Source organism: Streptomyces sp. ADI95-16 (assembly GCF_003721495.1).
Classification (GTDB): domain Bacteria; phylum Actinomycetota; class Actinomycetes; order Streptomycetales; family Streptomycetaceae; genus Streptomyces; species Streptomyces goshikiensis.
In genome coordinates, this window is record NZ_CP033582.1 from 217,702 (window position 1) to 240,099 (window position 22,398).

At 72.4% G+C, this 22,398-nt stretch carries 19 protein-coding genes; all 19 read left to right on the forward strand.

The genetic code is table 11. The features are described from left to right. The first annotated feature begins 15 nt into the window (after positions 1-15). The 19 genes from EES41_RS37900 (at position 16) to EES41_RS37990 (ending at position 22,390) form a co-directional block, all read left to right on the forward strand. Positions 16-1,380 carry a 3-deoxy-7-phosphoheptulonate synthase gene (locus tag EES41_RS37900; RefSeq protein WP_123083090.1) on the forward strand — a complete coding sequence of 455 codons (1,365 nt, stop codon included), beginning with the start codon at positions 16-18 and terminating at the stop codon, positions 1,378-1,380. Positions 1,381-1,432: 52 nt separating this feature from the next. Continuing rightward, a complete protein-coding gene (gene pabB / locus EES41_RS37905) occupies positions 1,433-3,547 on the forward strand; it encodes an aminodeoxychorismate synthase component I (protein WP_164496187.1) in 2,115 nt (704 codons plus the stop codon). Positions 3,548-3,670: 123 nt separating this feature from the next. Further along, positions 3,671-5,137, forward strand: coding sequence for an AMP-binding protein (locus EES41_RS37910; RefSeq protein WP_355801362.1), 1,467 nt, complete (start codon positions 3,671-3,673; stop codon positions 5,135-5,137). Positions 5,138-5,178: 41 nt separating this feature from the next. Further along, complete coding sequence (locus EES41_RS37915) at positions 5,179-6,783, forward strand: class I adenylate-forming enzyme family protein (protein WP_164496188.1); 1,605 nt, start codon at positions 5,179-5,181, stop codon at positions 6,781-6,783. A gap of 57 nt (positions 6,784-6,840) precedes the next feature. Further along, positions 6,841-8,079, forward strand: coding sequence for an FAD-dependent monooxygenase (locus EES41_RS37920; RefSeq protein ID WP_123083092.1), 1,239 nt, complete (start codon positions 6,841-6,843; stop codon positions 8,077-8,079). 1 nt (position 8,080) lies between these two features. Next, on the forward strand, positions 8,081-8,920 hold the full coding sequence (locus EES41_RS37925) for an aminotransferase class IV (RefSeq protein WP_123083093.1): 840 nt from the start codon (positions 8,081-8,083) through the stop codon (positions 8,918-8,920). Continuing rightward, positions 8,917-10,440, forward strand: coding sequence for an FAD-binding oxidoreductase (locus tag EES41_RS37930; RefSeq protein WP_123083094.1), 1,524 nt, complete (start codon positions 8,917-8,919; stop codon positions 10,438-10,440). The genes EES41_RS37925 and EES41_RS37930 overlap by 4 nt, the downstream gene beginning before the upstream one ends. 203 nt (positions 10,441-10,643) lie before the next feature. Next, positions 10,644-11,459 (forward strand): thioesterase family protein, encoded by an 816-nt coding sequence (locus tag EES41_RS37935; RefSeq protein WP_250568759.1) that lies wholly within the window; start codon positions 10,644-10,646, stop codon positions 11,457-11,459. Positions 11,460-11,580: 121 nt separating this feature from the next. Then, on the forward strand, positions 11,581-13,371 hold the full coding sequence (locus tag EES41_RS37940; RefSeq protein WP_164496189.1) for a fatty acyl-AMP ligase: 1,791 nt from the start codon (positions 11,581-11,583) through the stop codon (positions 13,369-13,371). Then, positions 13,371-14,333, forward strand: coding sequence for an acyl-CoA desaturase (locus EES41_RS37945; protein ID WP_123083097.1), 963 nt, complete (start codon positions 13,371-13,373; stop codon positions 14,331-14,333). Before EES41_RS37940 ends, EES41_RS37945 begins: the two co-directional genes overlap by 1 nt. Further along, positions 14,333-15,319 (forward strand): acyl-CoA desaturase, encoded by a 987-nt coding sequence (locus tag EES41_RS37950; RefSeq protein ID WP_123083098.1) that lies wholly within the window; start codon positions 14,333-14,335, stop codon positions 15,317-15,319. Before EES41_RS37945 ends, EES41_RS37950 begins: the two co-directional genes overlap by 1 nt. A gap of 6 nt (positions 15,320-15,325) precedes the next feature. Next, entirely contained in the window at positions 15,326-15,619 is a 294-nt protein-coding gene (locus EES41_RS37955; RefSeq protein ID WP_008740541.1) for an acyl carrier protein, read from the forward strand. Between the two features lie 11 nt (positions 15,620-15,630). After that, entirely contained in the window at positions 15,631-16,734 is a 1,104-nt protein-coding gene (locus EES41_RS37960) for a fatty acid desaturase (protein WP_073776706.1), read from the forward strand. Further along, complete coding sequence (locus EES41_RS37965; RefSeq protein WP_123083099.1) at positions 16,731-17,603, forward strand: alpha/beta fold hydrolase; 873 nt, start codon at positions 16,731-16,733, stop codon at positions 17,601-17,603. The genes EES41_RS37960 and EES41_RS37965 overlap by 4 nt, the downstream gene beginning before the upstream one ends. Positions 17,604-17,717: 114 nt before the next feature. After that, on the forward strand, positions 17,718-17,870 hold the full coding sequence (locus EES41_RS37970; protein ID WP_037792367.1) for a rubredoxin: 153 nt from the start codon (positions 17,718-17,720) through the stop codon (positions 17,868-17,870). Between the two features lie 46 nt (positions 17,871-17,916). Then, the gene (locus EES41_RS37975; protein WP_254211865.1) at positions 17,917-19,161 is read left to right on the forward strand and encodes a cytochrome P450; all 1,245 of its coding nucleotides are present in this window, start codon (positions 17,917-17,919) and stop codon (positions 19,159-19,161) included. Between the two features lie 35 nt (positions 19,162-19,196). Further along, the gene (locus EES41_RS37980; RefSeq protein ID WP_123083101.1) at positions 19,197-20,591 is read left to right on the forward strand and encodes an MFS transporter; all 1,395 of its coding nucleotides are present in this window, start codon (positions 19,197-19,199) and stop codon (positions 20,589-20,591) included. Then, on the forward strand, positions 20,588-21,586 hold the full coding sequence (locus EES41_RS37985; protein ID WP_123083102.1) for a hypothetical protein: 999 nt from the start codon (positions 20,588-20,590) through the stop codon (positions 21,584-21,586). The genes EES41_RS37980 and EES41_RS37985 overlap by 4 nt, the downstream gene beginning before the upstream one ends. A gap of 36 nt (positions 21,587-21,622) precedes the next feature. Then, entirely contained in the window at positions 21,623-22,390 is a 768-nt protein-coding gene (locus EES41_RS37990; RefSeq protein WP_008740553.1) for an SDR family oxidoreductase, read from the forward strand. Positions 22,391-22,398 lie beyond the last annotated feature (8 nt).

Sequence of the window (22,398 nt, forward strand, 5' to 3'; positions counted from 1 at the left end):
CGGAAGAGATGAGCAGTGACCTTCGCCGATTACCTGCCGGCCGTACCGGTGCCCGCCGGGCTGCCGCTCCCCACGACCGAGTGGCGCAACCTGCCGGCCGACCAGCAGCCCACGTGGCCCGACCCCTCCAAGGCCGCCCACGTCCAGGACCAGCTGGCCCTGGCACCCGCCCTCACCGCGGCCGCCGACGTGCGCCGGCTGGGCTCCGCCCTGACGCACGTCGCGGCCGGCCGGGCCTTCCTGCTCCAGGCGGGCGACTGTGCCGAACCCGTCGGCGCCGCCGGTCTCGCCGCGGTCCGCGGCAAGCACCGCGTCATCGGGGAGATGGCCGAGATCATCAGCGGCACCGGCGACCTGCCGACCGTCACCGTCGGCCGGATCGCCGGCCAGTACGCCAAGCCGCGCTCCAAGCCCGAGGAGACCGTCGGCGACCAGGTCCTGCCGGTCTACCGGGGCGACATGGTCAACGAGTCCGCCCCCGAGGCGGCCGCGCGGATTCCCGACCCGTACCGGATGCTCACCGCCTACGGCACCGCCCGTGCCGTCCTCAACGAGCTCCACCTGATGGCCCACGAATCCGCCTCCGCGATCCACCCGTGGGACGCGCGGGGCGGCGAGGGCCGCCAGATCCTGCCCACCCGCACCTGGGACGGCAGCCTGCGGTCCGTGCTCAAGGAGTACGGCCAGACCAGCAAGCTGGGCGGCACCTGGCGCCGTACCGGCCTGTGGACCAGCCACGAGGCACTCGTACTGGACTACGAACAGTCCCTGGTCCGGCGCGACTCCCACACCGGGGAGCACTACCTGCTCTCCACCCACCTGCCCTGGATCGGCGAGCGCACCCGGCGCCTGGACGGCGCCCACGTCGCCTTCCTCGCCCAGGTCGCCAACCCGGTGGCCTGCAAGGTCGGCCCGGGCACCAGCCCCGAGGCCCTCGTCGAACTCTGCGCCCGCCTGGACCGGCACCGCCGGCCCGGCCGCCTCACCCTGATCGGACGCTTCGGCGCCGGCCGGGTCCGCGAGGTCCTGCCCGGCCTGGTCAAGGCCGTCCGCGCGGCGGGCCACGACGTGGCCTGGGTCTGCGACCCGATGCACGGCAACACCATCACCACCCCCGGCGGGCTCAAGGCCCGGCGGATGGGCGACATCCACGACGAGATCACCGGCTTCTTCGAGGTGCTGTTCGGCGCGGACCAGTGGCCCGGCGGCGTGCACCTGGAGATCGCCGGCGACCGCGTGACCGAGTGCCTCGGTGCCGGCGGCCCCAAGGACGAGGCGGGCCTGCGGCGCGCCTACCGCACCCTGTGCGACCCGCGCCTCAACGACGACCAGGCACTGCTCACCGCTCGGACCGTCTCCGAGCTCATTTCCCGAGGCTGACCGGATCACCGCCGTGCTGCCGTTCGCCCGCGACTCCCGAGAAAGCCGCGTGATGAGAACCCTGTTGATCGACAACTACGACTCGTACACCTACAACCTGTTCCAGCTGATAGCCGAGGTCAACGGAGTCGAACCGGTCGTCGTGACCAACGACGACCCCGCCGCCGCCGGCATCGACCTGGCCGCCTTCGACAACGTCGTGATCTCCCCCGGACCCGGCCACCCGGCCCGGCCCCGCGACTTCGGCGTCTCCGCGCACATCCTGGAGACCTCCCCCGTGCCGGTGCTCGGCGTGTGCCTGGGCCACCAGGGCATCGGCCAGGGCGAGGGCGCCGAGATCGTGCCCGCCCCCGAGCCGCGGCACGGCTTCCTCAGCCCCATCACCCATGACGGGCGCGACATCTTCGCCGGTCTCCCGCAGGGCTTCACCGCCGTGCGCTACCACTCGCTGAGCGTCGCCGAGCCCCTCCCGGACTCCCTCGAGGCCACCGCCTGGTCGGAGGACGGGGTCATCATGGGCCTGCGCCACCGCACCCGCCCGGTCTGGGGCGTCCAGTTCCACCCCGAGTCGGTCTCCACCGAGCACGGCCGCGGCATGATGGCGAACTTCCGGGACCTCACCCAGGCCCACTGGAACGCCCACCCCCGCCCCGCCGCCCCCGAGCCGGCGACCGCCGGGGCCGCCGCGGCCGTCGGCGCGAAGGCGCCGGTGCAGGCCACCACCGAGGAGCCGGCCGCCGGCTACCGGGTCCACCTGCGCACCATCGAGACGGCCATCGACACCGAGGCCGCCTTCACCCACCTGTACGCGGGCTCCGGCGCCCCGGCCTTCTGGCTGGACAGCGCCCACGTCGAGCCCGGCCGCTCCCGGTTCTCCTACCTGGGCGACTCCACCGGCCCGCTCGCCGAGACCGTCACGTACCACCTGACCGACGGGGAGGTGGAGGTCGTCCGTACCGGCCGGCTGCCGCAGCGCGTCCCCGGCTCGGTCTTCGACTACCTCCAGGCGCAGCTGCGCCGGCGCCGCCTCGACGTGCCCGACCTGCCGTTCGACTTCACGGGCGGCTACGTCGGCTACTTCGGCTACGAGCTCAAGGGCGACCTCGGCTCGGTGAACAAGCACGTCTCGCCGACCCCCGACGCCGTCTGGATCTTCGCCGACCGGGTCATCGTCGTCGACCACCAGGAGGGCGCCACCTACCTGCTGGCCCTCAGCGACACCGAGCCGGGCACCGAGTCCGCCGCCCTGCGGTGGCTCGACACGACCGCCGCGACCCTCCTCTCGCTCCGCCCGGCGCAGCCCGTCGAGGCCGGCGAGGGCGTGGACCCCGAGCCCTGGCTCACCCACGGCCGCGAGGAGTACCGGGCCCGGATCGACGAGATCCAGCGCAACCTGCGCTCCGGCGAGAGCTACGAGGTCTGCCTCACCACCTCCGCCTGGCTGCCCGCCGAGGGCGAGGGCTACGACTACTACCGGGCGCTGCGCAGGTCCAACCCCGCGCCGTACGCCGCGTACCTGCGCCTGGGTGACCTGGAGATCGCCAGCTCCTCCCCGGAGCGGTTCCTCTCCATCGACCGGTCCGGCGTCGTGGAGACCAAGCCCATCAAGGGCACCGTCCCGCGCAGCGCCGACCCGGTGGAGGACGAGGCCCTGCGCGCCTCGCTCGCCGCCAGCCCCAAGACCCGCGCCGAGAACCTGATGATCGTGGACCTGCTCCGCAACGACCTCGGGCGCGTCTGCGAGGTCGGCACCGTCCACGTACCGAGGCTGATGGTCACCGAGTCGTACACCACGGTGCACCAGCTGGTGTCGACCATCCGCGGCAAGATCCGTACCGGGACCGACGCCGTCGACGTGGTGCGGGCCTGCTTCCCCGGCGGCTCGATGACCGGAGCCCCCAAGCTCCGCACGATGGAGATCATCGACGAGCTGGAGAACGAGGCCCGCGGGGTCTACTCCGGATCGATCGGGCTGCTCTCCACCAACGGCACCGCGGACCTGAACATCGTCATCCGCACCGCCGTGAAGGTCGGCGACCAGTGGCGGGTGGGCGCCGGCGGCGCGATCATCCTCGACTCGGACGCCGACGAGGAGTTCGACGAGATGGTCCTCAAGGCCTCCGCCCCGCTGCGCGCGATCCGCGTCAAGAAGCCGCTCGCGGCCTGACCGGCCGCCCAGCTCCGCCGCCCGGCCGGTCACCCCCGCGGGCCGGGCGGCGGCCCCCCCACACCACCCCCCACACCCCCACGTTCCGCCACGAGTCGACCACAGGAGTCACACGCTATGAACATGGCCGCAGCTCTCGGAGAGGAAGCGCTCCGGAGCGGGTGGACGGACCGGATCGCCTATTACGAGGGAGACCGGACCGTCACGCACGGAGAGGTGCACAGCCTCGCCGCCCGCGCCGCCTCCGTACTCGCCGGGCACGGCGTCGGCCAGGGAAGCAGCGTTCTGATCACCCTGCCCGACGGCATCGCCTGGGTCGTCGCCTTCCTCGCCTCGGCCCGCCTCGGCGCGGTGGCGGTGCTCGCCAACCCCGGACTCACCGCCGACCGCCACGCCTACGTCGCCAAGGACAGCGAAGCCGTCCTGGTCGTCGCCGAGACCGGCCTCGCCGAACGGTTCCCGGGCCTGGCGCACCTGACGGGCGCCCAGCTCGTCGAGCGCGCCGCCGAAGCCGACCCGGCCCCCGCGGTCCGGCTCGGCCCCGACCACCCGCTGTACGTCCAGTACACCTCCGGCACGACCGGCCTTCCCAAGGGCGTCGTCCACCGCCACGAGGACATGGAGATCTACTACAGCGGCGCCGGCAAGCAGGTCATCGGCTTCGGCCCGGACGACATCGCCCTGTCGGTCTCCAAGCTGTTCTTCGCCTACGGGCTGGGCAACGCCCTGGCGTTCCCGCTCTGGTCGGGCGGCGCCGCCGTCCTGGAACCCGGGCCCCCCAGGCCCGCCAGGATCGCCGAGCTTGTCGCCCGGCACCGGGTCACCTACCTCTACGCCGTGCCCTCCGCGTACGCCAACATCCTCGCGGAGACCGACCCCGCGGACTTCGCCACCGTACGGGCGGCCGTCTCCGCCGGGGAACGGCTCACCGACGAACTGCGCGAGCGCGCCGCCGCCTTCCTCGGGGCCCCGCTCTACGACCAGCTGGGCTCCACCGAGGCCGGCCACGCCATCGCCACCAACGGCGACCTCTTCCACGAGCCCGGCACCGTCGGCCGGCCCGTCCCCGGCTTCGAGGCCGAGGTCCGCGACCGCGACGGCACACCCGTACCGGACGGGGTCGCCGGCGAACTGTGGGTGCGCGGGCCCACGGTCACCCGCGGCTACCTCGGACTCCCCGAGGAAACCGCCCGCACCCTCGTCGAGGGCTGGCTCAACACCCGTGACCGGGTGGTGCGGGGCGAGGACGGCACCCTCACCCACAGCGGCCGCACCGACGACCTCGAAATGGTCGGCGGCATCACCTTCTCGCCCCTGGAGATCGAACAGGTACTGGCCCGCCACCCGGCCGTCCGCGACATCGCGGTCGCGTGCGTCCCCAACGACCGGGGCGCCTCCAAACTGCGCGCCTTCGTCGTCCTGCGGCCGGACGCCCACGACACGGCGGAGCTGGAGCCCGAACTCGTCGGGCTGGCCCGCGCGGTCCTGGAGCCCTACAAGGTGCCGCGCGCCGTGCAGGTCGTCGAGAGCCTGCCGCGCACCGCCACCGGAAAACTTCAGCGCTTCCTCATCCGGCAAGGCAGCTGGTGAACCTCCCCACCCCCTCCACCCACCAAGAAAGCAGCAGGTCCATGTTCTCTCTCCCGAAGTTCGCCAACCCGCTGCCGGAGCAGGCCTTCTACCTGGGCCAGTTGTGGGAGAAGGCCGCCGCCAAGTTCCCGGGCACCCCGGTCACCCTCGACCAGCCCCTCGCGACCTTCCCCGATCTCGGCACGAACTTCTCCTACGCCTCCCTGGCCGATGTGGTCGACGACCTCGCGGCCCGGCTGTGGGCGATAGGCATCCGGCCCACCGAGCGCGTCGCCGTCCACAAGGACGACAACTTCGACATCCACCTGCTGGCCTGCGCCGTGGCCCGGGTCGGCGCCGTCCCCGTGATGGTGTCCTCCGCGCTGCCCGGCGAGATCGTGGCCCAGCTGCTGGCCCGCCTCGACCAGCCCTGGCTGATCTCCGACGCCACGAAGCTGACCGGCCCGCTGGACGGCGTCTCCGTCAAGGAGCTGACGCACGAGACCGTACTGGCCGGCACCGCCGAGTTCGGCGGCCTGCGCCGGATCGCGGACTTCACGGGCGTCTCCAGGCGCCCCGCCGTCCAGCTGCACGCGACGCAGCCCGCGCTCATCACGCACACCTCGGGCACCACGGGCGTCTCCAAGCTGATGGTCCACAACGCGCGCGGCCTGTTCCACCGCCTGCTGCCGCAGCAGATGATCGCCTGGCCGATCCGCAAGAAGGAGACCGTCGCGCTGTGCATGTCCTTCGTGCACTCGCGCTTCTTCCACTCCCTCGGCGTGTTCCTCAACTACGGCAACCCGATGGTCATCCTGAACGACCCGGACCCGGACAAGATCGCCCCGATCTTCGTGCGGCACCGCCCGGGCCTGGTCGAGACCCACCCGAACAACTTCATCCAGTGGGAGGACCTGGCCGACGCGCCCGGCGCCCCGCTGTCCAGCGTCCGCTACTACAGCAGCACCTTCGACGCCATCCACCCGCGCACCATCCAGCGCCTGCTCAAGGCCTCCACGCGGCCCCGCCCGCTGCTGGTCCAGCTGTACGGGCAGAGCGAGACCGGCCCGATCTCCGGCGCCTGGTACACCGAGAAGAGCGCCGAGAAGAACGACGGCCGCGACGTCGGCTACGTCCTGCCCGGCTTCATCAAGCTGCGGGTCGTCGACGAGTCCGGCCACCCGGTGGCCAAGGGCAAGCCCGGACACCTCGAACTGCGCGGCCGCAGCACGATCATGACGTACCTCGGCGAGCACAACCGCTACCTGAAGAACATCAACGACGGCTGGTGGCGGCTCGGCGACATGGGCTACCTCGGCCGCTTCGGCAAGCTCCACCTGATCGACCGCGAGATCGACCAGATCGAGGCGATCGACAGCAGCCTCGAAGTCGAGGACGTCCTGATGTCGCGCCTGGAGGAGCTGCTGGAGGCGATCATCGTCATCGGCCCCGAGGGCGAGCCCGTCCCCGTCATCTGCACCCGCCGCGACGCCCCCCTCGACCCCGAGCGCTGGGCCCGCGCCACCGCCGACCTGCCGGCCCTGGCCGCCCCCCTGCACTGGCCGTTCAACGAGGTGCCGCGCACCTCGACCTGGAAGGTCCGCCGGGTGGAGATCACCAAGATGCTCCGCGAGAACACCGCGCCCACCGTCGGCACGGCCGGCTGATCCGCCCGGAACTGCGGACCCAACCCCCCGAAGAGCGGAAGAGCGGAAGAGCTGTCAATGTCCCAGAACCCCAACGGGCCCGGACCGATCCCGGCCCTGGTCGTCGGCGCCGGCCCGGTCGGGCTCACCGCGGCCCTCGCCCTGCGCAGCCACGGCCTGCCGGTCACCGTCCTGGAGGCCGAACCGGAGGACCGGGTGCGCCCCGGCAGCCGGGCCCTGTTCGTCCACCGGGAATCGCTGAACCTGCTCGGCAGGATCAGCCCGGGGCTGGACCGCACCCTGGTGAGCAACGGAGTCGTGTGGCCCACCCGGCGCACCATCTACCGCGACAAGGAGGTCTTCGCGCGCAGCTACCCGCCGCAGCCGCCGCGCGCCGACTTCATCCCGCCCTTCACCAGCCTGCGCCAGATCGAGACCGAGCGGCACCTGCTGGCCGCCTGCCTCGACGCCGGCGTCACCTTCCGGTGGGGCGCGGCCGTCACCGGCGTGGAGACCTACCAGGACAGCGCCCGCCTCTACACCGAGGACGGCACCGTCTGGGAGGCCCAGTACGTGATCGGCGCGGACGGCGCCCGCTCCCAGGTCCGCCGCTCGCAGGGGATCGACATGGTGGGCGAGCGTTCCGAGGCCTTCCACGTCGTCGTCGACATCGAGGAGGACCCCGAGGACCCGATGCCGCTGGAGCGGGTGTTCGTCTACGAGCACCCCGCGCTCGGCGGGCGCAGCGTGATGCGGGTGCCGTTCGCCGGCGGCTTCCAGCTCGACCTCCAGTGCAAGGACGGCGACGACCCCGCGGAGTGGGCCGACGAGGAGGCCGCACGCCGCTGGGTGACCAAGGTCGTCGGCCAGAAGTACGCCGACCGGCTGCTGTGGGTCTCGCGCTACAAGTTCCTGCACGTCGTCGCGGACTCCTTCACGGACCCGCGGCACCGGGTCCTGCTGGTCGGCGAGGCCTCCCACCTCTTCCCGCCCTTCGGCGCCCGCGGCATGAACAGCGGCATCGCCGACTCGGCGGCGGCCGCCGACGCGGTGGCCAAGGCCCTGGCCAACCCGGCCGACCGGGTCAGCTCCATCGCCGCGTTCAACTCCGAGCGCAAGCAGGCCGCGCAGTTCAACAGCGAGGCCGCCCGCACCGCGCTGGCCCACCTGCGCCCCAAGAGCGAGTTCACCCGGTTCAAGCAGGCGCTCGGCGCCGCGCTCTCGCCGGTGGTGCCCTCCCTGGGCGAGTGGCTGGAGCGCGCCCCGTACGGACCGCGAACGGGAGCGCCGACCAACAGCAGCAAGGGGAAGTACTGACATGACGGACGCAGCCGCCGAAGGCCGGCTCCTGTGGGACAGCGTCACGGGTTTCGCCCCCGCCCCCGACCGGCAGGACGGCCTCCTCGCGGCCGACTCCTGGCTGGTGGAGGACGGACGGGTCCGCGGCATCGAGCACCATGTGAGCCGGTTCTCCGGTGCCTGCGTCCAACTCGGCCTGAACCTGGCCACCCTGGAGCGGTTCTGGCAGGGCGCCCTCGCCGAACTGCCCCGGACCGGGTCCTGGTTCCCCCGTACCGAACTGCGCGAGGACGCGAGCCTCGCGCTGTGGATCCGGCGCGCGCCCCAGCTCCTCGGCGGCGTCCGGATCCTGACCTGGCCGCACGCGGACCCCCGCGCGCAGCCCCGCCGCAAGGGACCCGACCTCGGGGTGCTCGCCGAGATCAAGGCGATGGCCCAGGCGGCCGGCGCGGACGACGCCCTGTTCACCACCCGGGACGGCCTGGCCACGGAATCGACCACGGCCAGCCTCCTGTGGTGGGAGGGGTACGAACTGTGCCTGCCGGACACCGACGACCACCTGCTGCCCGGGGTCACCCGGGCGCTGCTGGTCCGTCAGGCCCTGGAGAGCGGTGTGGTCGTACGCCGCTCCAGGGCCACCCCGCAGGACCTGTACGACCGAGAGGTCTGGCTGGTCAACGCGCTGCACGGCATCCGTCCCGTCACCGAGTGGGTGGGGACCGGACGGGAGGCGGGCCCGGCCGGGCGCGCCCCGCGCTGGCAGCGCCTCCTGAGGGCCCGGGCCCGGGCCCTCGCCGACCGGCCCACGAGCCAACTGCCATGGCATGCCATACGTACTACAGAAGGATCTTCCTCATGATCAACCGTAGGACTCTGCTCGCGGCCGGCGCCGGCATCACCGCCACCGCCGCCACGGTCGGCATGGCGAGCGCCGGCCCGCGCCGCCGCCGTGCCACGGGTGCCTGGGAACGCCTCGGCGCCTCGCTCACCGGCGACCTCGTACTGCCGGGCGACGCCCAGTACGAGCGCGCACGCCAGCTGGCCAACGCGCAGTTCGACAACATCTACCCCCAGGCGGTCGTCTACGCCGAGACCCCGGGCGACGTCCGCACCGCGATGCGCTTCGCCCAGGACCAGGGCATCCACACCGCCGTGCGCAGCGGCGGCCACAACTACGGCGGCTGGTCCACCACCGAGGGCCTGGTCATCAACCTCACCCGGATCAAGCACGTCCGCGCGGGCGCGGACACCGTGAGCGTGGGCCCCGGCGTCCAGGCCGTCGACGTCGTGCCCCAGCTGAGCCCGCACGGCATCACCGTCCCGGCCGGTTTCTGCCCGACGGTCAGCCCCGGCGGCTTCATCACCGGCGGCGGCACCGGCTGGCAGTACCGCAAGTACGGCCCCGCCTCCGACCGCCTGGTCTCGGCGCAGGTGGTGCTGGCCGACGGCCGGATCGTCACCGCCTCCAAGGACAACCACCCCGACCTGCTGTGGGCGCTGCGCGGTGGCGGCGGCGGCAACTTCGGCGTGGTCACCGACTTCCGGGTGGCCCCCACCAAGATCACCCGGGTCGGCCACTACACCCTGACCTGGACCTGGGCCAACGCGCAGCGCGCCGTCTCCGGTTACCTCGACTGGTCCGCCCAGGCCTCGGCCGACCTCGCCTGCGGCGGGCTGATCCGGCTGCCCAACGCCGCGCCGGGCAACCTCCCGACGATCATCGTCTCGGGCGTGCACTTCGGCTCGATGGAGCAGCTGGAGGCCGAACTGGCCCTGCTGACCTCGCTGGTCGGCACCGCCCCGGCCACCCGTGTGGTCCAGGAGCTGTCGTACGACAAGGCGATGATGCGGGTCTTCGGCTGTGAGGACAAGACGGCCGACGCCTGCCACATCACCGGCAGCAACCCCGAGGCCGCGCTGCCGCGCCAGGCCTGGGTCAAGAACCGCGGCCGCATGTTCAACCGCGTCATGCCGCAGACGGGCGTGGACCAGCTCCTGACCGCCTTCGACGCGGACCGGCGGGCCGGGCAGACCCGCATCGTGAGCCTGCTCGGGCTCGGCAAGAACGCCAACAAGCCGGCGGTCGACTCCACGGCCTGGCTGCACCGCGACGCGCTCTACAGCGCGACGGCGACCGTCAGCCTGGCCTCCTCCACGCCGGCCGCCGAGGACGAGGCCGCCGCGTCGGGCTGGCTGAACGGCCTGTTCAACGCGTTCGACCCGTACTCCAACGGGCACTCGTACGTGAACTTCCCCGACACGGAACTCACCAACTACGCGGACGCCTACTACGGCTCCAACCTGGCGCGGCTGAGCCGGGTCAAGAACAAGTACGACGTCTACGGGTTCTTCACCTTCCCGCAGGCGGTCCCGGCGTAGCCCCGCGGTGCGCCCCCGCGGCGCGGAGCGGCCCGGCCGCGCCGCGGGGAGCACCCCTCGCCAGGAGAACGTCAGGGCAGCACGGACGTCCTGGAAAGCAGAATTCGCTATTCCGGTGCGTCTGTTTGTCATGCAATTTTCCGGCCCGCTCGGGAATTAATTCCCCTTGCATGTGCGGCTGGCAAACTCATAGGGTTGGGCACATGCAGGAAAATGCGAGCGAAGAGATTCCCGGCGCGATTTCCCCGGGGCGGTTTCTGCGGAATTGGCACGGCGGCCCGATCGCCGTCCCGCAGCACCTCAAGGGCTTCGGCGGGCTGCACGGCGGGCTGGCGCTCGCGCTGCTGACCGCGGCCATGCAGGAGAAGGCGCCGGGGACCGAACTCGTCAGTGTCACAGGGCGGTTCGGCCGTACGATCGACGCTCCGCTGCGGATCACCACCGAGCTGACGCACGCCGGCCGCTCCAGCACGATCGTGTCCGGGCGGGCCGAGTCGGACCGCGGTCCGCTGCTCGATTCCTGGGCGGTGTTCGCCCCGTCCGGCGGAGATGTCTCCTGGCCGGAGGTGTCAATTCCGATCCCCGAGGTGCCGGGTCCCGAGGAATGCGAGCCATTCGCGATCCCAAAGGAATTCGTACCGATCACCACGAGCATGGAGATCCGCCCGGTCGGGTCGTCGCGGCCCTACGCCGGAGGTGAGGAGGCCGAGCTGGTGGCCTGGGTCCGCCTCGTGGAGGACGACAGCCCGCCCGACGTCCTGCGCTTCGTCTTCCTGATGGACGCGCTGGCCCCCTCCTACGCCGCGGTGCTCTCGACGCTGGCGCTGGTGCCGACCGTGGAGCTCACGGTCCGGCCCGGGGCGGGGCTCGCCAAGGCCTCCTCGCCGTGGCTGCTGCTGAGGGCCACGACCCGCCAGGCCGCCACCTCCGGCTGGTCGGTGGAATGGATCGACGCCTGGGACGCCGCCGGCGCCCACCTGGGCTCCGCCCAGCAACTCCGCATGGTCCGCACCGGCTGACCACCCCCGGCCCCACCACCCGGCCCGCGCCCGGACCGCGGCAAGGGCCCCCGCACGGGGGTCGCACGGAAGGGCCCCGCACGGGCCGATCGACCAGACCGAGCAGAAAGGCCGCTCTCTGATGGCACCATCCCCCATCCCCCTCGACGGATCCTCGCTCCCGGAGATCCTCAGGGCCCGGGCGCAGGAGCAACCGGAAGCCCTCGCCTTCCGGTTCCTGCCGGACGGCACGACGGACCACCCGGTGGACTGGACCTACCGGGACCTGGACCTGCGCTCGCGCACGGTGGCCCGTGAACTCACCCGGCGCGGCCTGGAGGGCAGCCGGGTGGTCCTGGCGCTCGACCCCGGACTCGACTACGTGGCCGGCCTGTTCGGCATCCTGCGCGCCGGCTGCACCGCCGTCCCCTCCTTCCCGCCCTTCGGCCGCCGCGCCACCGAGCGGTTCCTCGGCATCGTGCTGGACTGCGAGCCGCAGGCCGTGCTGACCGACGGCCGCTTCGGCCCGCACGTGGAGGCCTTCGAGGCCCAGTACCCCGAGGGCACCGGGAAGGTCCAGTGGATCTTCCCGGACGAGGCGCTGTTCCAGGAGGACGACGACACCGAGGTGCCCGTACGGCTCGCGGAGCCGGCGCTGCTCCAGTACAGCTCCGGGTCGACGGGCGAGCCCAAGGGCATCGTGCTGACCCACGAGAACCTGGTCAGCAACTGCCGGGTGCTGGAGGCCCACACCGGCATGGAGCCCGACCGGGTCGGCTGCTCGTGGCTGCCCCCGTACCACGACATGGGCCTGATGGGCACGATCATGCTCGCCGTCCACGGCGGCTGGCCGCTGGTCATGATGTCGCCGGTGCACTTCGTACAGGACCCCTACCGCTGGCTGCGGGCGCTGACCGAGTACAAGGTCACGATCACCGTCGGCCCGAACTTCGCCTTCGACCTGGCGGTCACCTCCGTTCCCGACGAGGCCCTGGAAACCCTCGACCTCTCCTCGCTGCGCCAGGTGTTCTGCGGCAGCGAGCCCGTGTCCGCCGCCACGCTGGAGCGCTTCCGCGAGCGGTTCGCGCCCCGGGGCTACGACCCGGCGGCGATCATCCCCTGCTACGGCCTGGCCGAGGCGACCCTGTTCGTCACCGGCAAGCCGGCCTCCGGCGGCCAGATCCGGCGCGAGCGCCTCGACAAGGCGGCGCTCGCCACCGGCACGGCGCTGCGGGCCCCGGCCGGCGCCGACGCGGCGGACACCGTAGAGGCCGTCAGCTGCGGCGTCGTCGCGGTGGGCCACCGGGTCCGGGTGGTCGACCCGCAGACCGAGGCCGAGGTACCGGACGGCCGCGTCGGCGAGGTGTGGGTGGCCGGCCCCAACGTGGCCACCGGCTACTGGCGCCGGCCGGAGCTCAGCGCCGCCTCCTTCGGCGTCCGCCCCGCCGGCTCGGACCCGGCGGAGCCCTCCTACCTGCGCACCGGCGACCTGGGCTTCGTACTCGACGGGGAACTGTTCGTCACCGGGCGGCTCAAGGACGTCATCGTCGTCAGCGGCCGCAACCTCTACCCGCAGGACATCGAGGTGTCGGTGGAGCGCTGCGCCGGCGAACTGCGCCGCTCCGCGGTGTTCTCGGTGCCCGGCGACGGGGTCGAGGGGGCCTCCGGGTCCGAGGACGAGCAGGTGATCGTCGTCGCCGAGTACCGCGGCACCTCCTCGGAGTTCGCCTCCGTGGAGAAGGCGCTGCGCGCCGAGGTGACGGCGGCGGTCACCGCCGACCACGGCGTGCGCCCGACGGTGCTGCACTTCGGCCCGCCCGGCACGGTGCTGATGACCACGAGCGGGAAGGTCCGCCGCAAGGCGACCCGCGCGGCGTACCTGGACGGGTCGCTGAAGACCTTCAAGGCCCTGGCCGGCAGCGGAGCGGTGTGATGAGCGACCGCGACAGCGCCATGCGTACCGTCAGACGCCCCTCCGAGTCCGGCGCGGGCGAGGCCGTGCCGGGCGAGGGCGAGATCGACGTCGCGGCCCGCCGGCTGGCGTACGTCACCGTGGGGGTGCCCACCCTCGGTGTGGTCGCCGCGGTGGTCTTCGCGATGAACTTCGGGTTCTCCTGGGTCGACTTCGGCCTCCTCGCCGGGATGTACGTGATCACCTCGCTCGGTGTCGAGGGCGGCTTCCACCGCTTCTTCTCCCACCACTCCTTCGCCGCGAAGCCGGTGATGACCTCGCTGTGGGGCATCGCGGGCAGCATGGCCGCGCAGGGACCGATCCTGTTCTGGGTGGCCACGCACCGCCAGCACCACGCCTTCACCGACCGCGACGGGGACCCCCACTCCCCGCGGCCGCTGGGCACCGGCCGGTACGCCCGGATCCGGGGCCTGTGGCACGGCCACGTGGGCTGGCTGTTCCGGGTGCGCCGGCAGAACTGGGCCAAGCGCGTCCCCGACCTGGTGCGCAACCGCCTGGTGATGCGCCTGAACCAGCACTACTTCACCTGGGTCCTGCTGGGCCTCGCGCTGCCCGCGCTGCTGGGCTGGGCGCTGACGGGCACCGCCCGGGGAGCCGTCGGCGGCTTCCTGTGGGGCGGTCTGGTCCGGATCTTCCTCCTCGACCACGTGACCTGGTCCGTCAACTCCATCGGCCACACGCTGGGCAACCGGCCGTACACCACGCGGGACGGCAGCCGCAACGTGCCCTCGCTGGTGCCCATCTCGGTCGGCGGGGCCTGGCACAACAACCACCACGCCCGGCCGTCGCTCGCGCACAACCGGCACGGGTTCTGGCAGTTCGACCCGACCGGGACCGTCATCCGCGCCATGGACGTGCTGGGGCTGGTGTCCGAGGTCCGGTATCCGGACCGCAAGCAGTTAAGCAGAAAGGGAGTCACCTGATGGCCACGGCCAACCCCGCGGCGGTCGCCCACCCCGGCATCGTCCGGCTCGATCCGATCAGCCTCCGGACCAAGCGGCTGTCCGCGCTGAGCACCATGACCCTCCCGCTGATCGGCACCGCGGCGGCGACCTGGTTCCTGTTCACCGGGAACTTCACGGCGACGGACATCTGGCTGTTCGCCGGCATGTACTTCGTCCACATGTTCGGCATCACGGTGGGCTTCCACCGCTACCTGGCCCACAAGGCCTTCAAGAGCGGCCCCGTGTTCGAGGCGATCATGATGATCACCGCCTCGATGGGAGCCCAGGGCCCCGTCATGTGGTGGGTCACCACCCACCGCCGCCACCACCGCTTCAGCGACCAGGAGGGCGACCCGCACTCCCCGAACCTGCACGGGCGGACCTTCAAGCAGCGCATGCACGGTCTGTGGTACGCCCACATGCCCTGGATGCTCAGCGACGAGAACTCCAAGTGGTCGGTCTTCGCGCCGGACGTCCTGCGCGACCGCCGGCTCATGTACTTCCACCGCACCTACTTCACCTGGGTCGCCAGCGGCGTCATCCTTCCCGGCCTGATCGGCCTCGCGGTCGAGCAGACCTGGATGGCCTTCGTCACCGGTGTCGCCTTCGGCGGGCTGGCCCGCATCTTCCTCGCCAACCAGGCCGCCTGGATGGTCGGTTCGGTCTGCCACGCCATCGGCGGCCGGCCCTTCGAGAACGAGGACAAGAGCGCCAACAACTGGCCCGTCGCACTGCTCACCTTCGGTGAGGGGCTGCAGAACAACCACCACGCCTTCCCCGGTTCCTACCGGCACGGCGTGACCTGGCGGGAGCCGGACCTCAGCGGATGGATCATCGCGGGTCTCGGCAAGATCGGCGTCGTGCGGGAGCTGCGCGAGCCGACCAAGGAACAGATCCAGAAGAAGCGGGACCAGGCCGCCGCCATGGCCGGCGCCGGTCGTTCCGCCACCACGAGAACGGAGTAGCCGAGCGTGTTCAGGAAGAAGGCAGTGAAGCCGAGCGGCCCGCTGACGCAGGAGGTCCTGCGTGACTGGCTGATGGGCTATCTCGCCGATCACCTCAAGATCGCCAAGGCCGACATAGACACCGGCACCACCTTCGAGTCCTACGGGCTCGACTCCCGGGTCGCCGTCCAGGTCTCCGGCGCGCTGGAGAAGGTCGTGGAGCGCCGGCTCTCCCCGGGTCTGCTGTACGAGCACCAGACCATCGACGATCTGAGCGGATACCTGGCCAAGGAGCTCCGGCTCCCGGAGCAGGCAGTCTAGGAGGGTGCGACATGGGTGCATTTGATTTCCCGACCGCGCCTGACGCGCAGTTCGAGAAATTCCTTGAGCAGTCCGCTGCGATCGAGGGTGAACGGCTCCAGGCGGCGGTTCCGAAGGACTACTTCGAGCCGCGGGTCTGGCGCGGGGTGCTCGGGTTCGCGGTGAGCTGGCTCGTCTACGCCGGCGCGATCGTCGGCGTGGCCTACTCCCCGCACTGGGCGCTCTACCTGCCGCTGTGGATCGTGGCCGGGCTGGGGGGCTGGGGCCTGCACTGCATCGCGCACGACGCGGGGCACGGCTCCTTCTCCCGCAACCGGAAGCTGAACACGGCGATCGGACACCTGTCCCTGCTGCCGCTGGCCTACCCGTTCCACGCGTGGCGCCACGTTCACAACATGCACCACTCCAGCACCAACCACCTGGAGCTGGACACCGACTGGCGTCCCCTGCCGGCCGGCATGTACGCGCGGATGCCGCTGCGCCAGAAGGCGGTCTACCTGGCCACCCGTACCTGGGCCTTCTGGGGCGGCACCGTGAACTACTGGCTGGAGTCGGCCTTCCGGCCCGGCTTCTACCCCAAGGAGGGCCACCGCCGCGACGTGAAGCGTTCCATCGCCTTCGTGCTCGCGGTGACCCTCCCGTACCTCGGCGCGCTCGTCTACTTCACCGGCTGGTCGGGGATCCTGCTGTACTTCGTGATGCCGTGGCTCGCCACGCACGCCTGGTTCAGCGCGACGACGCTGATGCACCACAGCGCCAGCGACATCCCCTACCTGACGGCGGAGCACTGGACGCGCAATGCCAGCCGGCTCCTGGTGACGACGGACTACGTCTACCCCAAGTGGCTCCTGTTCCTCACGCACAACATCTCGATCCACACGGCCCACCACGTGGCACCGGTCATCCCCTTCTACAACCTGCCCAAGGCCCAGCAGGCCCTCAAGCAGAAGTACCCGGGGATGGTGCGCGAGGAGGTGTTCTCCTTCCGTCAGATGTGGCAGATCGTCCGCCATCTGCACTTCTACGACACGGAGTCCGGCTTCTACAGTGACGCCTCCGGCAGCAAGGTGCCGCCGAAGCCGTCCGACCCGAAGCTCACCGAGGCCGTGCGGTGACAGGCCGCCGAGCCGTGCGCCGGGCGGCACACAGTGCCCTGAGCCTGATCGCTCCGGGCGCCGGGGCCCGCTGGGCCACCGACGCGTTCAGCGACACCCGCCGGCTGGGCCGCAAACCCGACAACGTGCTCCCCCTGGGAGCGCGCCGGTTCGCGGTGCACGGCTCACCGGACATCTCGGGGGGCTACCTCTGGGGTGATCCGGCCGACGGAGCGCCGATCGCACTGCTGGTGCACGGCTGGGCGACCGACAGCAGCAGCATGCACTCCTTCGTGGAACCGATGCGGCGGCTCGGCTTCACCGTCGCCGCCTTCGACGCGCCGGCCCACGGCGTGTGGGACGGCTCCCAGGCCACGATGACCCAGTACACCCAGGCCGTCGCGGCCGTACTGGACAGCCTGGAAGGCCGGGTCCGCGTGATCGTCACCCACTCGCTGGGCACGATCGCCTCGCTCAGCGGACTGGCCCTGCGCGGGGCCGACCTCGACGCCATGGTGCTCCTCGCACCGGCCTGCACCCTGGGCGGCGTCCTGGACCGGTGGGACGGTGCGGGCATGCGCGTCCCCGAGCGGACGGTGCGGCGCGTCTACGACGAACTGCACCGGCGCAACGGCGTCCCGGTCAGCCACTGGGACGCCGTCCGGCGCGGCGCCGGCCTCAGCTGGCCGGTGCTGTCCCTGCACGACCCGGCCGACGACTGGGTGCCGTACGCGGACTCCGAGACCATCGCCCGGGAACTCCCCGGAGTCCGGCTCGTGCCGGCCCCGGGCGTCGGTCACATCGGGATCCTCAGCTCCCGGGAGGTGAGCGCCACCGTCACGGCGTTCGTCTCCGCGCACACCAGCCGCCACGCGCCGGCGATTCCCTGATCCACAGCCGCGCCGCCCCGAAGGCCCGTCCGCCTTCGGCGGCGGGCGCGGTACCAGCGACGAAGAAGTGATCCCGTGAACGAACCGAGTGTCGTGACCGCCAAACGAGCGTGGATGTGCCTGCTCTGCGGATGGGTCTACTACGAGGAACTGGGGGCCCCGGAGGACGGCATCCCCCCGGGCACCCGCTGGGAGGACGTCCCGGACGACTGGGAGTGCCCCGAATGCGGCGCCGCGAAGATCGACTTCGTGATGGAACAGCTGTGAGCGGCGACGGCCGCGCCCTGTGAACGATGAGCCACCAGGAGCAGAAGTGACCGAGACCCAGGCCCTGACCGAACCGCTGGACACGATGATCCGGCTGCTGTCGTTCGAGGGCAAGCAGAACCCGTACCCGCTCTACGAGGAGCTGCGCGCCCACGGCGGCCTGGTCCGCCTCGGGGACAAACACTGGCTCGCCGTCGGTTACGAGGAGTGCGCCCGCGCCCTGCGCGCCCCCGGGCTGCTGCAGACCGACGCGGCCATGCAGGACCTGCGGATGCCCGGCTGGCGCGAGCACTCCTCCTGGCAGTGGCTCACCAAGAACATGCTGTTCAGCAACGAGCCCGACCACGACCGGATGCGCCGGTTCTTCTCCAGCGCCTTCTCCGCCCACAGCGTCTCGGCGTTCGGCCCCATGGTGGAGCGGCTCGCCGACGAGGCCGTCGCCCGCCTGGAGAAGGCCGCCGCCGAAGGAGCCCCCGAAGGCGTCGACCTCGTCGAGGAACTGACGTACCGGCTGCCGATCGCCGTCCTCGGCGAGCTGCTCTCCATACCCCCCGAGGACCAGCCGGGGATGCACCCCCTGATCAAGGCCATCACCACCTCGATGGACCCGGTCGGCGGCGACCTCAGCCAGCTGAACCCCGGCGACGCGGCGATGGACAAGCTCGCCGAGTACGTCGCCGACCTCGTCGACCGGCGCCGCGCCGCCCCCGGCACCGACCTCACCAGCGCCTTCGTCAAGGCCCGCGACGCCGGCAGCGACCTCACCGAGGAAGACCTCGTCGCCAACCTGATGGCGGTCATCGTCGCCGGCAGCGAGGCCCCGCAGGACCTCCTCGGCAACTCGATCCGGATCGCCGCCGAACACCCCGAGTACGCCGAACGGATCCGCGAGGACGCCGAGTTCACCGCCCGGTTCCTGGAAGAGGTGCTCCGCTTCGACCCGCCCGTGCACGCCCTGAACCGGGTCGCGGGGGAGGACCAGGAGTTCTTCGGCGAGACCGTCACCCGCGGCAGCGCCGTCACCCTGCTGATCGCCTCCGGCAACCGCGACCCCCGCCGCTTCACCGAGCCCGACCGCTTCGACCCCGACCGCCCGGGCAACCAGAAGCAGCTCACCTTCAGTGCCGGCGCGCACTACTGCCTCGGCGCGGCCCTGGCCCGGATGACCGCCGAAACCCTGCTGCCCAAGCTGTTCCGGCGCTTCCCGGACCTCGCCGTCGTCGGCGCCCCCGGCTTCCGCGACCAGATCGTCCAGCGCGGCCACGACCGGCTGCCCGTCACCCTCGGCTGACCCGAAACCCGCAGCCACTACCGGAGACGACTCCCATGGCAACAACAACCACCGGGCAGGCCACCAGGTTCGGCGTGGTCCTCGGGGTGATATCGGCCGGCGTGGCGATGTCGAACCTCGACGTCTTCATCGTCAACGTCGCCCTGCCCGACGTCGGCGCGCACTACGACGGGGCCTCCCTGGCCTCGCTGTCGTGGATCCTCAACGCATACGCGGTGATCTTCGCGGCCTCCCTGATCCCGGCCGGGGGACTGGCCGACCGGATCGGGCCGCGCCGCGCCTACCTGGCCGGACTGGTGGTCTTCACGCTCGCCTCCGTGGCGTGCGCGCTGGCCCCCACCGTATGGGTGCTCGTCGGCGCCCGCGTCGTACAGGCCGTCGGGGCCGGGCTGCTCATCCCGTCCTCCCTGGGCATCCTGCTCACCGTGGCGCCGCCGGAGCGGCGGATCCCCTCGATCCGTACGTGGAGCGCCATCAGCGGACTCGCGGCGGCCTTCGGGCCGCTGGCCGGCGGTCTGCTCACCGAACTCGACTGGCGCCTGATCTTCCTGGTCAACGTGCCGATCGGGCTCGTCGCCTGGATCGTGGGCCTGCGCGCGATCCCGGCCACCCCCGGGCGGGCCGCCGCCGCCCGCGCCGACCTGCTGGGCGTCGGCCTGCTCACCGCCGGCATCGCCCTGCTCTCGCTCGGCGTGGTCCGCAGCGAGGACTGGGGCTGGTCCTCGTACGAGGTGCTCGGCTGCCTGGGCGGCTCGATCGTGATCCTGGTGCTGTTCGTCCTGCGCTCCGCGCGCCACCCCGCGCCGGTGCTGCCGCTGGGCCTGCTGAAGCTGCCCGGGATGTCCTCCGCGACGCTGGCCAACCTGGTCTTCGCGGTGGCCTTCGCGATGATGCTGCTGTCCGCGGTGCTCTGGTCCCAGGACGTCTGGCACTGGACCCCGCTGCAGACCGGACTGGCCATCGCCCCCGGCCCGTCGATGGTGCCGATCCTCGCGATGGGCGCCGGGCCGCTCACCAAGCGCTGGGGCGCCGGCGCGGTCTCCGCCTTCGGCTGCCTGGTCTTCGCCGCCGGCATCGGCTGGTGGCTGGCGGCGCTCGGCACCCGGCCCGAGTACGTCACCGGGCTGCTGCCGGGCATGCTGCTCACCGGCGTCGGCGTCGGGCTGACCGTGCCGACGCTGGTCGGCGCCGGGGTGGCCGCGCTGCCGCCGGGCACCTTCTCCACCGGCTCGGCGGTCGTCACGATGGCCCGTCAGATCGGTTCGGTCCTCGGGGTCGCCGTGCTGATCGCCGTGCTCGCCGGCACCACGGGCGCCGGCCGGGTCGCCGCCTTCGACCGCGGCTGGTGGCTGACCCTCGGCATCGGCCTGGCCGCGGGCGTCGTCTGCCTGACCATCGCCCGGCCCCGGGCGGCGGAGCCGGCCCGGTGATCAGCGTCAGCCCCGCCGTATGGCGTTCCGCCGCGCCCGGCCGGCGGCGGGCCGTCGTCATCGCCGCCGAACCGTACGCCGGGCTGCTGCGGATCGAGCCGACCGGCCGGCACGCCGGGCGGCGCGTGCTGGCCGCCCGGCAAGGGACCTCGCCGGCCGCGCTGCTGGCCGAGGCGGGGCCCGACGCCGACGTGCTGGTGCTGTCCTCGGACGAGGCGCTGCTGACCGCCGGACCGCGCGACCTCGGCCCCGGGACCGCGGTCGCCGCCGCCCGGCTGGACGCCGGTGCGGACCACGCCGAGGGCATCCGCCGGGTGCTGCGGGCCCTCGCCCAGAGCCGGCCGGCCGAACAGCGGCTGCTGGACGCCCTGGACGCCGCCGGGACGCTCACCCTCACCGAGGCGCTGACCGGCGCGCGGGCCGAGCTGCGCGGGACGGGCGGGGAGCGGCTGTTCACCCCGGGCGCGGTGCGGCCCGTACCGGCCCTGTGGCCGGCGCTGGACACCGCCGCCTCGCTCGGGGTGCCCGACGGCCGGGTGACGGTCAAGGGAGCCCCGGTCGTCGTCGGCGCGGACCCGGCGGCCCGCGCCGCGCTGCGGCGCCGGCTGGCGCCGCTCATCAGCTACCCGCTGGTGCTGGCGGTACGGGAGGGGCGGGCCGCCCCGGTCCGGGCCGTGAAGGGCGGCTCCGACCTGGCCGCGGCGGCCCTGGCGGAGCTCTTCGCGGACCGCCCGGGCCTCTGCGCCGTCACCGGGGCCGCGTACGGGGCCGACACCGCCGCCGCCGGGGCAGATCCGGCGCTGCACCTGCTGTTCGGCGGCCCGGGGCACCGGATCCGGTTCGCCCTGCCGTGCGCCACCACCACCGTGCGCTCGGTCGCCGGCGGCCCCGTCCTGGCGGGGCCGGCGCCGGGGCCGGCGCGGGGCCGGCACCGGCCCGGGCCGGTGGTACCCCGGGTTCGGCCGAAGCGGCCCGCCTATCCCCGGACCCATTGAAAACCTTTGTCCCCACTCAATTCAGGAGATGTCAACATGACCGCACTTACGGGCAAGACCGCACTGGTGACCGGCGCGAGCAAGGGCATCGGCCGGGCCGTCGCCGAACGGCTGGCCGCGGACGGCGCCCGCGTGGGCGTCCACTACAACAGCAGCGACGGCGCCGCCAAGGAGGTCGTCGCCGCCATCGAGGCCGCGGGCGGCCAGGCCTTCCTCGTCCAGGCCGAACTGGGCGTGGCCGGCGACGCGGCCGCGCTGTGGGCCGAGTTCGACCGGCACGCGGACGGCCTGGACATCCTGGTCAACAACGCCGGCGCCGGCCTGCTCGGCCCGATCGAGGGCGTGCAGGAGGAGGCCTTCGACAAGCTGATCGCCGTCAACGTCAAGTCCCTGTTCTTCGTCATCCAGCAGGGCCTGACGCGGCTGCGGGACGGCGGCCGGATCATCAACGTCTCCAGCGCCACCACCCGTATCGCCATGCCCAACGTCGTCGCGTACTCGCTGAGCAAGGGCGCGGCCAACACCCTGACGCTGACCCTCGCCGAGGCGCTCGCGCCCCGCGGGATCACCGTCAACGCGATCGCCCCCGGCATCATCGACACCGACTTCAACCCCTGGCTGGCGTACCCGCAGATGCGGGCCGCGGCCGAGAGCTGGTCGGCGTTCGGCCGCACCGGCACCCCGGCGGACGTGGCGGGCATCGCCGCGTTCCTCGCGTCCGGCGAGGCCGGCTGGGTCTCCGGCCAGGTCATCGACGCCAGCGGCGCCTCGTCGCTGGGCAACGGCCCGGCCCCCAAGGGCTAGCCGCCCCG